The sequence below is a fragment of the Pseudomonas sp. GW456-12-1-14-TSB6 genome (genome assembly GCF_059424205.1).
Genome location: NZ_JBWKZE010000016.1, coordinates 134,369 through 148,599, shown reverse-complemented (window position 1 = coordinate 148,599; position 14,231 = coordinate 134,369). Strand labels below are relative to the sequence as shown.

The window sequence follows — 14,231 nt, the reverse complement described above, 5'->3', positions numbered from 1 at the left end:
TGCTTGATTCAGTTGTTAAAGAGCGGTTGGTTAAGATCTTTCGTCTCAACCGAGGCGCGCATTCTACAGCAGCCTCATTTGCTGTCAAGTGATTATTTTCATTTGAATTCAATCACTTGCGCTAGAAGCAACTCAAGTTGCTCGCTAGCGGGAGGCGAATAATACAGGATCAAAACAGGTGGTCAACCCCCGTGTGAAAATTCTTTTCCATACTCAACAGGCCAGGTCGCGTTTGCGAAAACTACCCCCCGTACCGGCTATATAAGGTAGCAATCATCCAATCACCCCCGCATAGATCGCTCGATCAACATTTCCCCCGGATAGAATCACACCGACCGTTTTCCCCTCCCGCCTTTCATGCTCCTGCATCAAGGCCGCCAACGCGGACGCGCCCGCCCCTTCAGCAAGGTTATGGGTATCGGTGTAATACACGCGCATGGCCTCGGCGATTTCATCTTCGCTTACCGAGACGATCCGCGCTGCCCCCTTCCTATAAATGTCGAACGCCTCGGCAACAGGCCTGCGCACGGCAAGGCCGTCGGCAAAAGTGTTGGCCGACGCGGTTTCACAGATCGTTTTCGCTTCGAAAGACAGTTTGGCGGCCATTGCTTCCGTCGACACCACCCCTACTACCTCGGTACTCAGGCCCAACACATCCCGGGCAGCAATCACACCGCAGATTCCCGAACCACAGCCGATGGGTACATAGACGGTGTCCAGCTCTGGCGCTGCACTGAACAGCTCAAGCGCATACGTCGCAACGCCCTTGACCAGTTCGGCATGAAATGGCGGCACCAGGTACAAGTCATGTTCCTGCGCCAGGCGAGCAGCCTCTTCGCGAGCTTCATCGAAGTCACGCCCGTACTCGACCACCTCACCGCCGAACCCGCGCATGGCGTTGTTCTTTTCCTGCGAGTTGCCCTGTGGCACAACGATCAATGCCCTCAGCCCCACGGCACTGGCTGCCAGTGCAAGACTTTGGCCATGATTGCCACGCGTCGCAGAAACGATGCCTTTGACGCTCGGGTGCTCACGGCGCAGCCAGTTCATGAAGGTAATGCCGCCGCGCACCTTGAAGGCACCGGTCGGCGTGTGGTTTTCGTGCTTGACCCAAACGGTGCATCCCAATCGCTCGGCCAGCAGAGGCCAGCGATACTGGGCGGTAGCTGGCATCACCTGGTAAACCTGGCGGGCAGCGTGTTCGAGGTCATCGCGCGTGATTGTATGCATGAGCGTCTCCTTGGCTTTGCCCCAGTCTAGGCACGCAGGCGGCGCGTCGGCTTTCAAAAAACGAACCTGACTTTTATGCCATCCCTTCACTACTATGACGCTCATGAGTCATCGAAACCGTCAGCACATCACACCCCTTGCGGAACCGGTCCGTCGCATCGAGGCAGGTTCGTGGACGATCGAATTGCTGCCCGGCGCAGCCTACTCGGCACGCTACGTGGCGACCCAGTCAGCGATTGGCTTTGCCTTCGACAGCCAACGCGGCCTGCATGCCATCGGTACTGACCGGGTACGTCCCTTCGACGCGATGCCCAATGGCCTGGCGTTCGTCCCGGTCGGCTGTGATGTGTTGTCCGAGTCCCCCATGGGCGGTGAATACCTGCGGGTCATCCGCACCAAAGGGGATGCGTTGGCCGGAGATCGGCCATTCAACAACCGCACCGACCCGCAGGCCATTCTTCTTGCCCAGCGAATGCGCAGCGCGCTGTTGCAGCCCAAATGGGACGATGACTGGGAAACCTGGGCGCTTGCGCTGGCTGAGCGCGCCGCCGTTCAGGACGTGCCAGTGCACCGCGGCTCGATCACCGACAGCCGAATGCGACGGCTGGATGAGTTCATTGACGCAGGTCTCAGTGGCCCGCTCGATGTACTGTCGATGGCACACCTGCTCGAATTGTCCGAAGGCTATTTCACTCGCGCCTTCAAACAAGCCACGGGCAAAAGCCCCCATAGCTATTTGATCGACCGGCGCCTGGCCAGGGCTCGGGCGATGATATGCGACGGGAAAACGGCCTTGTCGCAGGTCGCCCTGGCCTGTGGATTCAATTCCCAGGCGCACCTGACAAGTGCCTTCAAACAACGACTTGGCGTGAGTCCGGCACAATTGCGCAAAAGTACTTGCCACAGCGCCAGCACCGGTAAACAACATCCGTCGTGATCGCTGTCTTCTGATCCGAAAAATCACGCCCACAACCCTTCGGGTCGTGTTCTGCAATGCCGATTGCACGTCGTTCATGCAGGCTGCACGAACCCCCTCAACCCTGCTACCGCACAACCCCTGATCCAGACGCCTTTGGCCGGGACGCGCGACTGGCATGGCAAATGCGTTGTTCTTCGGGAATCCACGGCGCCGAGAGACATCGGACTGTGTTCTAACCCTGAATAGCAGAGGCAACCAACATGAACGCGATCGACCTTCTGAAAGCCGACCACGAGAAAGTCAAAGGGATCCTGAGTCAACTCAGCGAATCGACGGACCGGGCCCTGAAAAAACGTGTCGAGCTACTGAGCAAACTGGAAATGGAGATCTCGATCCACACCCGACTCGAAGAGGAAATCCTTTATCCGGCCTTCAAGGAAGCCGGCACCAAGGAACAGGACATCATGTACTTCGAAGCCAAGGAAGAGCACCGCACCGTGGATTCGCTGGTACTGCCAGACCTCAAACTGACTGATCCGGGTACGCCCGAGTTCGCTGGCCGGGTCAAAGTGGTCAAGGAGCTTCTGGAGCATCACATCGAAGAGGAAGAAACCGAGATGTTTCCGCAGGCAAAAAAACTCCTCGGCAAAGCGAAGCTCGATGAACTGGGCGAACAAATGGAAGCAATGAAAGCCAGCTACAAAAAGGAAATGATGGCCGGCAACGTGGCGGCGTGATGCTCCCGAAACCCAGAAAGCCCGGCATCTGCCGGGCTTTTCTTTGGGTTGATATCACGCTCGAGTCCCGCGAATTTTCATCCGCCCGCCGGTGGCATTCAAACGCCGTTGTGTGGTGTGCTGTTCGTCATGAGCCCGCTGTTCCCATTCGGGCTCACAACATTCCGGCCATTAACCGATGAGGTCCGTTTCATGAGCAATACGTCTTACGTGCCACCCAAGGTCTGGAAACACAGCGCGCCTTCCGGCGGCCAATTCGCCAATATCAATCGCCCGATTGCCGGGCCGACGCATGAAAAAACGCTGCCGATCGGCAAGCACCCGCTGCAGCTCTACTCGCTGGCCACGCCCAATGGTGTGAAGGTGACCATTCTGCTCGAGGAATTACTGGCGCTTGGCTACACCGACGCTGAATACGATGCCTGGCTGATCCGCATCAACGAAGGAGACCAGTTCTCCAGCGGTTTTGTCGAGATCAACCCCAACTCGAAAATTCCGGCTCTATTGGACCGCAGCGTGGAGCCGGCCATTCGCGTGTTCGAATCTGGCTCGATCCTGTTGTATCTGGCGGAGAAATTCGGCGCCTTCCTGCCCTCCGATCCGGCGGGTCGCACCGAAACCCTGAACTGGCTGTTCTGGCAAATGGGTGCTGCGCCGTATCTGGGCGGTGGCTTTGGGCATTTCTATGCGTATGCGCCGGAAAAACTCGAATACCCGATCAATCGATTCACCATGGAAGCCAAGCGTCAGCTGGATGTACTCGATCGCCGCCTGAGCGAAAGCCTTTACCTTGCCGGCAACGACTACACCATCGCCGACATAGCGGTCTGGCCGTGGTACGGACAACTGGTGCGCAACAATGTGTACTCCGCCGCCGAGTTTCTGAGCGCCCATGAATACACCCACGTGCAGCGCTGGGCGCAAGAGATTGCCGAACGACCTGCGGTGATTCGCGGCCAGCGCGTCAACCGGACGTGGGGCGATGAAGCGAGCCAGGTTCCAGAACGGCATCAAGCAAGCGATCTCGATTGAACTTCACCTGATACGACGCAACGTCCGGTGCGAAGTCTGTATCGGGCGTTGCGTTCGCTACACCAACAAGTCAGCCCACTGTCCCGGCGTCATCTTCGTCACCATCAGCAGCACGATCACGAACATCCCCAGAAAACCGGCAACCCCCATCCAGAACCATTTTCGGTACACGCAACGGTACTCATCGGCAAGCCCGCCCCCCGTTTCGACTGCGCTCGACGCCATCATGTACAAACGCTTCTGAAGCACCAATACCGGTAACCAGAGCGACCCGACGCACAGGAAAATGATCAAGGAGGTCAGTACCCATTCCGTGGTCAGAGGCAGTCCGGCAAGCCTGGTCAACCCGTAACCCGTCACGATCTGGATAAAGCCCGCCGGCGTGGTGATCCAGGCGTCGAACCGTACGACCATTCTCGACACGTGCGCTATCACCAAAGGGTTGGCTGTACGGCTAGCGGCGATCAGGTAGAGGTAGGAGCCCATGCCGAATCCGAACAGGAAAACCGCGGCGACGATGTGAATGTATTTGAGGCACAGATAGAGCACGGTCAGTTCTGCCCATCAGAGAAATGCATCGACAGGCTCAGATTCTGCGGATCGTTGATGGCTGCCATGTATTCGTCGACAGTGATCACGCCCACGCAAGGACGCGCGCCAGCCTCGGGCCGATATCCCCGGGCGATTTTCGCAGCCAGGGCAACGGCTGCGCAGCTCGGGATCTCCGGCCCCTTGTCATTGCGGGCGGTGAGCTGGACCGTCATGGCCAGCGGATTGCCGTCGATGCCGAGCCCCTTCACGTCGATGTACATCGCGCTTTTGCCATCACCGAATCGCTCGAACCAGGTGCCCCAACGATGAAGCCGCGCCGCCCAGGGAACATGATCACGAAACGCACCAAACCTGCGGGCCAGGGCGAACAGGCCGTTGGCCACTCCACCCAGCTTAAGGCCCGCACCCGCCTTGAAACTCAAGGTTCGGGCACCATAGCGGCTGGCAAAAATGTCCATGTCCGGCACGTCGACATTCGCCAGCACCCGAACGCCCAGGTGAGGCATCTTGCGCAACGTCAGGTCGAGCCAGCCTGCCACCTCATGAACCTGGCCATTCCTGAGCTGCCTGATCGGCTTGCCGGCGTAGGCCAGAACACCTTCAACCGTCGAAAGGCCCGGCATTTTCGCCGATGAGGAAATGCCATGTTCGATCGAATCGATACGAGAGAAGCGATACTGATGCTCATCGATAAGTGCCGATGAAAGTGTCGGCACCGAACTGCAACCGCTGAGAATTGCCACGCCAGTCTGTTTCGCGCGGGCATCGAGGGCTCCGATGCCGTTGACGAACGTTCGGCAGTCGGACAAGTCGCAATAATGCACACCCGCGTCTATGCAGCGCTCGGCGACCGCATAGGATTGCCCTTGAAACGGGCCCCCGGTGTGGATGACCAGTTGAATGTTCATCGATTTCAGAACCGCTTCAAGCCCGTCCCCCATCGCATTGCCGCACCAACTCTCGCAGACGACGCCCGACAGAGTTTTCAGCTCGTCGACTTTGCGCATCAGTTTCTGAGGGTCGCGACCGGAGATCACTAGCGTGATGTCCGGCATCGCAATCAAATGCCGACTGACAATGCTGCCGAAATTCCCGTAACCGCCGACCACTAAAACCCTAAGTGCCACGCAATGCTTCCTTGAAATGATTGATTGATTTCAGTCGTACCTCTGTGAGCTACGCACCTGCTGACGCATCGTCAGAATCGCAGCCCCGAAGCCGATGAACCGGTCTCACCACCCGGATGGCCCAACGGGACAGCGCAGGCTAAGCGGCTCGGGTCCAGGGCTGGCAATGGCAATCGCGGCAACCTGGGTAAAGGCCAGAATCGAGTGAGAGTGCATTCCATGCTCATTGGGGTGAAGTGGCGGCATATTACAGGAGCACGCGGGACAACGAACTACCGGACGCTACGCTTTACTTTTCGGTGTCAGCGGCCCAATGATGGAAACCGGCACCGACCTCGAATAACGACAACGGAGGGTCGCCCACCGATCATGAACATTCTCTACGACGAACAGGTCGACGGCGCCTTGCCCGACGTCGACAAAGTCGCGCTTCTGCAAGCCCTGCAGCACCAATGGCCAGACCTGGACGTGCTGCATCAGCGCGAGGAACTGAAACCGTACGAGTGCGATGGCCTCTCGGCCTACCGCACCACGCCGCTGCTGGTGGTACTGCCACGGCATATCGATGAAGTTCAGGGCGTGTTGCAGATCTGCCATGAACGACGGGTGCCGGTGGTGGCCAGGGGCGCGGGGACCGGTTTGTCCGGCGGTGCTTTGCCGCTGGAAAAAGGCGTGCTGCTGGTGATGGCGCGCTTCAACAACATCCTGCAGATCGACCCAAAGGCCCGCACTGCACGGGTGCAACCCGGTGTGCGCAACCTGGCGATTTCCCAGGCCGCCGCGCCGTTCGGGCTGTATTACGCACCTGACCCTTCCTCGCAAATCGCCTGCTCGATCGGCGGCAACGTGGCGGAAAACGCCGGTGGTGTGCATTGCCTCAAGTACGGCTTGACCGTGCACAACCTGCTCAAGGTCGAGATCCTCACCGTCGATGGCGAACGCCTGACGCTGGGTTCGGACGCACTGGATTCCCCCGGTTTCGACCTGTTGGCGCTGTTCACCGGTTCCGAAGGCCTGCTCGGGGTCATCACCGAAGTCACGGTCAAACTCTTGCCCAAACCGCAGACGGCCAAAGTGCTGCTGGCGGCGTTCGACTCCGTGGAAAGGGCCGGCCGCGCCGTGGCGGATATCATCGCGGCCGGCATCATTCCCGGTGGCCTGGAAATGATGGACAACCTGGCGATCCGCGCTGCCGAAGACTTCATCCACGCCGGTTATCCGGTGGATGCCGAGGCCATTCTGCTTTGTGAACTCGATGGCGTTGAAGCCGATGTCCACGATGATTGCGCGCGGGTCCGGCAAGTGCTCGAACACGCCGGCGCCACCGAACTGCGCCAGGCCCGAGACGAGGCCGAGCGCGTGCGATTCTGGGCCGGGCGCAAGAATGCCTTCCCTGCCGTGGGCCGGTTGTCGCCGGACTATTACTGCATGGACGGTACCATCCCGCGCCGCGAGTTGCCTGGCGTACTGCATGCGATTGCACAGCTTTCAGCCGAATACGGCCTGCGAGTCGCCAACGTATTCCATGCCGGCGACGGCAACATGCATCCACTGATTCTGTTCGACGCCAACCAGCCCGGCGAGCTGGAGCGTGCTGAAACGCTGGGTGGCAAGATCCTCGAACTGTGCGTCAAGGTCGGCGGCAGCATCACCGGAGAACACGGCGTGGGCCGGGAAAAAATCAACCAGATGTGCGCGCAGTTCAACAGCGATGAGCTGAACCTGTTCCACGCCGTCAAAGCCGCGTTCGATCCCGGCGGCCTGCTCAACCCCGGCAAAAACATTCCGACCCTGCACCGCTGCGCCGAATTCGGCGCCCTGCACGTACACCACGGGCAACTGCCCTTCCCCGAACTGGAGCGGTTCTGATGGGCGACGCGATGGATTTCGATGACAGCGCCGCGCTGCTCGAACAGGTCAACCGGGCACTGGAAAACGCTACCCCGCTGCGCATCCAGGGCGCCAACAGCAAGGCGTTTCTCGGGCGCATCGTCGGTGGCGAGATTCTCGACACTCGCGCCCATCGCGGCATCGTCAGCTACGACCCGACCGAACTGGTGATCACCGCACGCTGCGGCACTCCACTAGTGGAAATGCTGGCCGTGCTGGACGCTTCGCAACAGATGCTGGCGTGCGAACCACCCGCCTTCGCCGACGATGCCACGGTCGGCGGCATGGTCGCCACGGGCCTGTCCGGGCCGCGTAGGCCCTGGTCGGGATCGGTGCGCGATTTCGTGCTGGGCACGCGAATCATCACCGGTCATGGCAAACACCTGCGCTTCGGTGGCGAAGTCATGAAGAACGTCGCCGGCTATGACGTGTCGCGCCTGATGACCGGCAGTTATGGCTCACTGGGCGTGATCACCGAAGTCTCGCTCAAGGTGCTGCCCAAACCGCGAGCGTGCCTGAGCCTCAGTCTGGAAATGCCCAGCGAACAGGCGTTGCTGCGTCTGGCCGAATGGGGCCAGCAGCCGTTGCCGATCAGCGCCGCGTGTCACGACGGCCGGCAATTGCACTTGCGCCTGGAGGGTGGCGAAGGTTCGGTGGCGGCGGCCCATGATCGCCTTGGCGGCGAGCCGCTCAACAGTTCGTTCTGGGCCGATCTCAACGAACAACGCCTGGGCTTCTTCGACGAAGACCAACCGCTCTGGCGCCTGTCCGTGCCGCTGAACACGCCGCCGCTGAACCTGCCCGGCGAGCAGTGGCTTGACTGGGGAGGCGCGCAACGCTGGCTCAAATCGACGGCCGAAGCTGCGATCATTCGCAAAGTCGTCGGTGACGTCGGCGGGCATGCGACCTGCTACAACCACGGCCTGATCGACGAACCGTTCCATCCTCTGGCGCCCCCCCTGCTGCACTATCACCGCCAACTCAAACGACAACTCGACCCCCGGGGCATTTTCAATCCCGGGCGTCTGTACGCGGAGCTTTGAGCCATGCAGACCACCCTCAGCCCGCAAGCCCGGCAACTGCCCCGCGCCGAAGAGGCCGAAAGCATCCTGCGCACGTGCGTTCATTGCGGATTCTGCAACGCGACCTGCCCGACTTATCAATTGCTCGGCGATGAACTGGACGGCCCGCGCGGACGCATTTACTTGATCAAGCAAGTGCTTGAGGGCAACGAAGTCACGGCGAAAACCCAGCAACACCTGGATCGTTGCCTGTCGTGTCGCAACTGTGAAACCACCTGCCCTTCGGGCGTGGACTATCACAACCTGCTCGACATCGGCCGGGCGGTGGTGGACGCCGCCGTCCCGCGTCCGCTCGGGCAGCGCCTGTTACGTGAAGGGCTGCGAAATATCGTGCCCAATCCACGGTTGTTCAAAGGGTTGATCAACGGCGGTCAGATGTTGCGCAGATGGTTGCCCGACGCCTTGCAAGACAAGCTGCCACGCAACCCGGTAATGCCTGCATCAGATCCCGGCATCCGCCATGCCCGGCAAGTGCTGATGCTGGAGGGTTGCGTGCAACCGGGCCTGTCACCCAACACCAATGCCGCAGCGGCGCGGGTGCTGGATCGTCTGGGCATCAGCGTGATTCCTGCCCGCGAGGCTGGCTGTTGCGGCGCGGTGGATTATCACCTTGACGCCCAGGCCACCGGCCTTGAGCGCGCCCGCCACAACATTGATGCGTGGTGGCCGGCCATCGAACAGGGTGCCGAGGCGATCGTGCAGACCGCCAGCGGTTGTGGTGCGTTCATCAAGGATTACGGGCATTTGCTTCGCGCCGATCCAACTTATGCCGAAAAGGCCAAAGCCGTCAGCGCGCTGGCAAAAGATCTGGTTGAGGTGCTGCGCGAAGAGCCGCTCGAATCCTTAGGCATCCACGCCAATCAACGTGTGGCTTTCCATTGCCCCTGCACCTTGCAGCACGCGCAGAAACTTGGCGGTGTGGTGGAGTCGGTGCTGGTCCGACTGGGCTTCGACCTGACTGCGGTCCCCGACGCTCATCTGTGCTGCGGCTCGGCAGGTACTTACTCGATCACCCAACCGGCGCTGGCCAGGTCACTGCGCGACAACAAACTCGCTGCGCTGGAGAGTGGTCATCCCGAGATCATCGCCACCGCCAACATCGGCTGTCAGGCACACCTCGATGGCGCCGGCCGCACGCCCGTCAGGCACTGGATCGAACTGGTGGACGCGCATTGCCGCTGAATGTCCGGAGTGCCTGCTACCCTTCAAGCGGTGGCGCAGACAAGTCTTCGTGACGGATAAAGATGTGGCCTGCATCGCGCACCAACTGCCGCCACTCGGAAGCGTTGATAAGTCCCTGCTCCAGCATCTCGTCGGCCCCCTTGAGCAACTCATCATATTGATCCTGTGGGTCGAGCTGCTCCCGGGACTGTGTTGCCAGATTGCGCCAGGCCGACAGGGACTCTTTTTTGCGTTGATCAAACATATCGAATGCCTCGCGAAGATGACATCGGGTAGAGCCGGTTCGGTTCTGCGTCGTTCGATACATGCGACGAGTGGAAGGCAATGCGGTTGCGGCACTCAATGTTCGTTATGAGCTAATAACCCCTTCATTAAACGGTCGCTCAAACGTTGTACTAGGATAGGATCCAAATTTCCCGATTTGAGGTCGCCGGCCAAGGATATCCGCAGGAGACTCGGGAAAGCGCAATTCCCCCATTGCTACTCATGGATGAAACACATGAACTCACACCTGTTCCCTCACATCGGCAAAGTCATCGCCAGCACCGGCAGCCGGCATTTTCCGCGGATGCTGCACGACCTGATCCTCACCCAACTGGCCGTGGATGCCACACACATCCGGCAGATGCGCGTGGAGCCGGTCGCACGTACGCAACCGCGCACCGAGCCGGAATGCCCCAAAGAGGCAACCCTGACGGCCGAGACGGTGTATTCCGAACTGAGCACCGATCCCGGCAACAGTGACGTGCCCGCCCCCGAACCCTCCACGGTCACCGATGCTTCGCAGTTGCACCTGACCCGGCGCAAGGACGGTTACCGTTATGTGATTTCCGTGTACCGCTGCGGACCGTCGAAGCGCTTCTCCGCGCGCGAGCGCAGTCTGTTGCAGGACATCTCCCCGGTGTTGCTGCCGATGGTGGAAAAGCACATCCACGCGCTGCAACCGGCGAGTGCGGATCCCGAGGCGCAAGCCGCAGCGACCGAAGCCTCGCTTCAAGGCCTTGAAACCCTGCGCCTGCGTTTTTGCGAGCGCGTGCAGCAACTGGGCCTGAGCCTGTCCAACCGTGAACTGGAAGTGTGCGTCGGTCTGCTGGCCGGGCGCACCGCGCCTGAACTGGCCGAGCAATTGCAACTGAAGGTCAATACCGTCGAGAGCTACCTCAAACGTGCTGCCATCAAACTGGGAATCAGCGGCCGCCATTCGCTGATGCGCTGGATGTATTCGCCTGAGGACTGCCCGGCCGCCTGCGACCCGTCCAACGCGGCCTGATCGATCACACGCCGGTAAAAAACCGCCGTCCTGCCAGGGACGGCGGTTTTTTTCATGTCCGGCCCTCAGTCCCGCGCCAACGCCTCGATCGGGTCGAGCCGCGATGCATTGCGCGCCGGCACAAAGCCGAACACGATGCCGATCAGCGTCGAGCAGATCACCGCCGTCAACACCGAGCTCAACGAGAACACCATTTCCCATTCCTTGATGAACAGCGAAAACAGGTGGCCGATGGCGTAACTCAACGAGATTCCAATCGCCCCGCCCAGCAGACAGACCATCACCGCCTCCACCAGAAACTGCTGACGAATGTCCGACTGCCGCGCCCCGACCGCCATTCGGATACCGATCTCGCGGGTCCGTTCGGTGACCGATACCAGCATGATGTTCATCACCCCGATGCCGCCGACCACCAGCGAAATCACTGCAATCAGCGACAGCAACAGCGCCAGTGAGCGGCTGGTTTTCTGCACCGTCTGCATGACGCTGTCGAGGTTGTTGGTGAAGAAATCCTTGGTGCCGTGGCGCTGCAGCATCAGTTTGTTGACGTTGTCTTCCACGACCTTGCTCGGTTGGCCGTCCTTGATCCGCACGCTGATGCTGTCCAGGTAACGCTGGCCCAACAGCCGCCCGGCTGCGGTTTCGTAAGGCACCCAGACGTTGAGCGACTTGCTCGACGAGAAGATGTTCTTCTTTTCTGCCGCCACACCGATCACGGTGCACGGCAGGTTGCCGATCAGGATCACCTGTCCCAGCGGATCGACTCCCTCGCCGAACAACCGTTGGCGGGTGTTGTGATCGATCACCACCACCTGCGCCTGGCGTCGGGCATCGTTTTCGCTGAACGCAATGCCCGACTCCATCTTGATTCCGCGCACCTGGAAGTACAGATCGCTGACCCCGTTGACCTGCGCATCGAGGTCGATATTGCGATAGCGCAGCAACAGATTGCGCCCGACCACCGGCGTGGCGCTGTCGACGTAGTACAGCTGGTTGAGCGCCGTTACATCCGCCGGCACCAGGGTTTCGATGGCCGCCGAACGGCTGTCGCCGAAACTGGTGCCGGAATAGATATCGATGGTGTTGCTGCCGATGGCCTGAATGTCCTTGAGTACATAGCGCTTGGCTCCTTCGCCGATGGCCGAAATCGACACCACCGAGGTGATGCCGATGACGATCCCGAGCATGGTCAGCAGTGTGCGCATCCGATGGGAAATCAGCGCGACCCAGGCCATGTTGAAGGCCTCCTTGAACAACCCGAGGCTGGCCACCAGACGCCGCGCCCCCGTGGATTTGGGGACCGCGTCCTCATTGCTCAATGCCGTGCTGTCGCGCTCGTTGCGACGGTCGCTAAGGATTTCGCCGTCACTGACCTCAATGATGCGCTCGGCATTGGCCGCGACCTTGGGGTCATGGGTCACCAGAATCACCGTGTGCCCGGCCGCGTGCAGCTCCAGCAGGATGCGCATCACCTCCTTGCCACTGGTGGTGTCGAGGGCGCCGGTCGGCTCGTCCGCGAGAATCACTTCGCCGCCGTTCATCAGCGCCCGAGCGATACTGACCCGCTGCTGCTGACCGCCCGACAGCTGGCTCGGGCGATGGGTCAGGTGCCCTTCCAGCCCAAGGCGCGCCAACAATTCACGGGCTCGCGCATGACGTTGTGGTTCCGGCGTGCCGGCGTAGATTGCCGGCATCTCGACGTTGTGCATCGCGCTCAAGTGCGGCAGCAAGTGGTAGCGCTGGAAGATGAAGCCGAAATAGTCGCGACGCAGTTCGGCCAGCGCCTGACTGTCCAGATCGCGGGTTTCCCGGCCGTTGATCCTGTAGCTGCCGGCCGTAGCGTAATCGAGGCAGCCGAGGATGTTCATCAGGGTCGATTTGCCGGAACCCGAGGCGCCGATGATCGCGACCATTTCCCCGGCATTGATCGTCAGGTTGATGTTCTTCAGCGCGAGGAATTCGCGATCGCCAGCCGTGAAGCTGCGGCTGATGCCGGTCAGTTGCAGCAGAGGTTCGCTCATGCTCATGCCCCTGCCACTTTCGTCACCGGATCACCGATCACCACCCGGTCGCCTTCGGCCAGGCCTTCGTTGACCTGCACCTTGACGTTGTTGTTGATCCCGGTCTGCACATTGCGCGACTGCGCCTGGCCCTTGGCGTCCAGCACCCGCACCGGGAAGCTGCCATCGCTGTTGCGTGGGCCCAGCGCGGCGACCGGAATCGTCAGCACCGATTTGGCGGTGTCGAGCACCACCCGCACCTGAGCGGTCATGGAAATACGCAAACGGTGATCGGGATTCGGCACCTCGAACAGCGCGTTATAGAACACCGCGGTGTTCTGCTTCGGCGTGCCGGCGGGCGGGGTTTCGAGGAAGTTCTGCGGCGCAGGCTCAGTGCCGCGCAGTTTGCCGTAATAACGTTTGTCCTCACCAAGAATGGTGAAGTACACCTCCTGCCCCGGTGCAATGTGAATGACATCGGCCTCCGACACCTGAGCCTTGACGGTCATGGTGTCCAGGTCCGCCAGTTTGAGCAGGATCGGCGCCAGCTGGTTGGCGATCACGGTCTGGCCTTCCTGGGTCACGATGCCCACCACGTCGCCATCGATGGGCGCGACGATCCGCGTGTAGGCCAGATTGACCTTGGCGGTGTCGATCTGGATGTGTGCACTCTTGATCTGTGCGTCCAGCGACAACAGATTGGCCTGCTGCACTTCGTAGTTCGATTGCGCGGTTTCGAAATCCTGCCGCGAGATCGAGGCGTCCTCCTGCAGGTTCTGATAGCGCTCGTAGATGGCCTTGGTCTGGCGCAGTTGAGCCTGGGTCGCCCGGCGTTGGGCTTGCAGATTCTCCTCATCGACCTGTGCCTGACGCAGGGTGTTCTGCAGCACCAACGGATCGATTTCCGCCAGCCACTGGCCCTTCTTGACCTTGTCGCCGACCTTGACCTTCAGCGACTTCAACTGCCCCGAAACCTGGGCACCGACGTCCACCTGCTTGATGCCCTCCAGCAAACCGGTGGCCAGCACTGCGTTTTCAATGTCAGCGCGTTCGACCGTGGCGGTCAGGTATTGCGGTGCTTCGGCCGGCGCCTGCACCGTGTAGAACACCAACCCGGCCACCAGCGTCAACGCGATTCCCAGACCGACTTTGCGCACCTTCGACTGTTCCATAAATGACCACAATTCCGTTCAGGGTTGAGCCCGGCCAG

Annotated in this window: 13 protein-coding genes and 1 pseudogene; 7 read left to right on the top strand and 7 right to left on the bottom strand. The window is 60.5% G+C overall.

Going from position 1 to position 14,231, the window contains the following annotated elements:
* Nucleotides 1–273: 273 nt before the first annotated feature.
* Nucleotides 274–1,230 carry a threonine dehydratase gene (locus AC07Y2_RS16895; protein WP_103386461.1) on the bottom strand — a complete coding sequence of 319 codons (957 nt, stop codon included), beginning with the start codon at nt 1,228–1,230 and terminating at the stop codon, nt 274–276.
* 94 nt (nt 1,231–1,324) lie between these two features.
* On the opposite strand from AC07Y2_RS16895, the gene AC07Y2_RS16890 reads away from it, so the two are divergent.
* The 3 genes from AC07Y2_RS16890 (at nt 1,325) to yghU (ending at nt 3,918) form a co-directional block, all read left to right on the top strand.
* Nucleotides 1,325–2,167 (top strand): helix-turn-helix transcriptional regulator, encoded by an 843-nt coding sequence (locus AC07Y2_RS16890; RefSeq protein WP_103386462.1) that lies wholly within the window; start codon nt 1,325–1,327, stop codon nt 2,165–2,167.
* 242 nt (nt 2,168–2,409) lie between these two features.
* A complete protein-coding gene (locus tag AC07Y2_RS16885) occupies nt 2,410–2,886 on the top strand; it encodes a PA2171 family ribosome-binding persister protein (RefSeq protein ID WP_103386463.1) in 477 nt (158 codons plus the stop codon).
* Between the two features lie 192 nt (nt 2,887–3,078).
* Nucleotides 3,079–3,918, top strand: coding sequence for a glutathione-dependent disulfide-bond oxidoreductase (gene yghU / locus AC07Y2_RS16880; RefSeq protein WP_103386464.1), 840 nt, complete (start codon nt 3,079–3,081; stop codon nt 3,916–3,918).
* A 57-nt stretch (nt 3,919–3,975) separates the two neighbouring features.
* Here the strand turns inward: yghU and AC07Y2_RS16875 are convergent, their stop codons facing one another.
* From AC07Y2_RS16875 to AC07Y2_RS16865, 3 genes and pseudogenes are all read right to left on the bottom strand, one after another.
* A complete protein-coding gene (locus tag AC07Y2_RS16875; RefSeq protein ID WP_039770753.1) occupies nt 3,976–4,467 on the bottom strand; it encodes a DUF2269 family protein in 492 nt (163 codons plus the stop codon).
* Nucleotides 4,468–4,469: 2 nt separating this feature from the next.
* The gene (locus tag AC07Y2_RS16870) at nt 4,470–5,597 is read right to left on the bottom strand and encodes a saccharopine dehydrogenase family protein (protein WP_085667789.1); all 1,128 of its coding nucleotides are present in this window, start codon (nt 5,595–5,597) and stop codon (nt 4,470–4,472) included.
* Nucleotides 5,598–5,738: 141 nt separating this feature from the next.
* Nucleotides 5,739–5,813, bottom strand: a pseudogene (locus AC07Y2_RS16865) (LysE family translocator); the annotation flags it as partial.
* A 153-nt stretch (nt 5,814–5,966) separates the two neighbouring features.
* On the opposite strand from AC07Y2_RS16865, the gene glcD reads away from it, so the two are divergent.
* Genes glcD through glcF form a run of 3 tightly spaced genes read left to right on the top strand, consistent with a single transcriptional unit; the run spans nt 5,967 to nt 9,751 of the window.
* Complete coding sequence (gene glcD / locus AC07Y2_RS16860) at nt 5,967–7,466, top strand: glycolate oxidase subunit GlcD (RefSeq protein ID WP_103386465.1); 1,500 nt, start codon at nt 5,967–5,969, stop codon at nt 7,464–7,466.
* The gene (glcE, locus tag AC07Y2_RS16855) at nt 7,466–8,530 is read left to right on the top strand and encodes a glycolate oxidase subunit GlcE (RefSeq protein ID WP_103386466.1); all 1,065 of its coding nucleotides are present in this window, start codon (nt 7,466–7,468) and stop codon (nt 8,528–8,530) included. Before glcD ends, glcE begins: the two co-directional genes overlap by 1 nt.
* Before the next feature lie 3 nt (nt 8,531–8,533).
* Nucleotides 8,534–9,751, top strand: coding sequence for a glycolate oxidase subunit GlcF (gene glcF / locus AC07Y2_RS16850; RefSeq protein WP_103386467.1), 1,218 nt, complete (start codon nt 8,534–8,536; stop codon nt 9,749–9,751).
* Nucleotides 9,752–9,767: 16 nt separating this feature from the next.
* On the opposite strand, the gene AC07Y2_RS16845 is transcribed toward glcF, so the two are convergent.
* Nucleotides 9,768–9,995 carry a hypothetical protein gene (locus AC07Y2_RS16845; RefSeq protein WP_052266591.1) on the bottom strand — a complete coding sequence of 76 codons (228 nt, stop codon included), beginning with the start codon at nt 9,993–9,995 and terminating at the stop codon, nt 9,768–9,770.
* A gap of 255 nt (nt 9,996–10,250) precedes the next feature.
* Here AC07Y2_RS16845 and AC07Y2_RS16840 point away from each other — a divergent pair, with 255 nt between their 5' ends.
* A complete protein-coding gene (locus AC07Y2_RS16840) occupies nt 10,251–11,021 on the top strand; it encodes a helix-turn-helix transcriptional regulator (protein WP_074687879.1) in 771 nt (256 codons plus the stop codon).
* A 65-nt stretch (nt 11,022–11,086) separates the two neighbouring features.
* Here AC07Y2_RS16840 and AC07Y2_RS16835 read toward each other — a convergent pair whose 3' ends face one another.
* Nucleotides 11,087–13,042, bottom strand: coding sequence for a MacB family efflux pump subunit (locus AC07Y2_RS16835; protein WP_085667792.1), 1,956 nt, complete (start codon nt 13,040–13,042; stop codon nt 11,087–11,089).
* Nucleotides 13,043–13,044: 2 nt separating this feature from the next.
* Nucleotides 13,045–14,193, bottom strand: a complete 1,149-nt coding sequence (gene macA / locus AC07Y2_RS16830; protein WP_074687877.1) for a macrolide transporter subunit MacA — start codon at nt 14,191–14,193, stop codon at nt 13,045–13,047.
* Nucleotides 14,194–14,231: the final 38 nt, after the last annotated feature.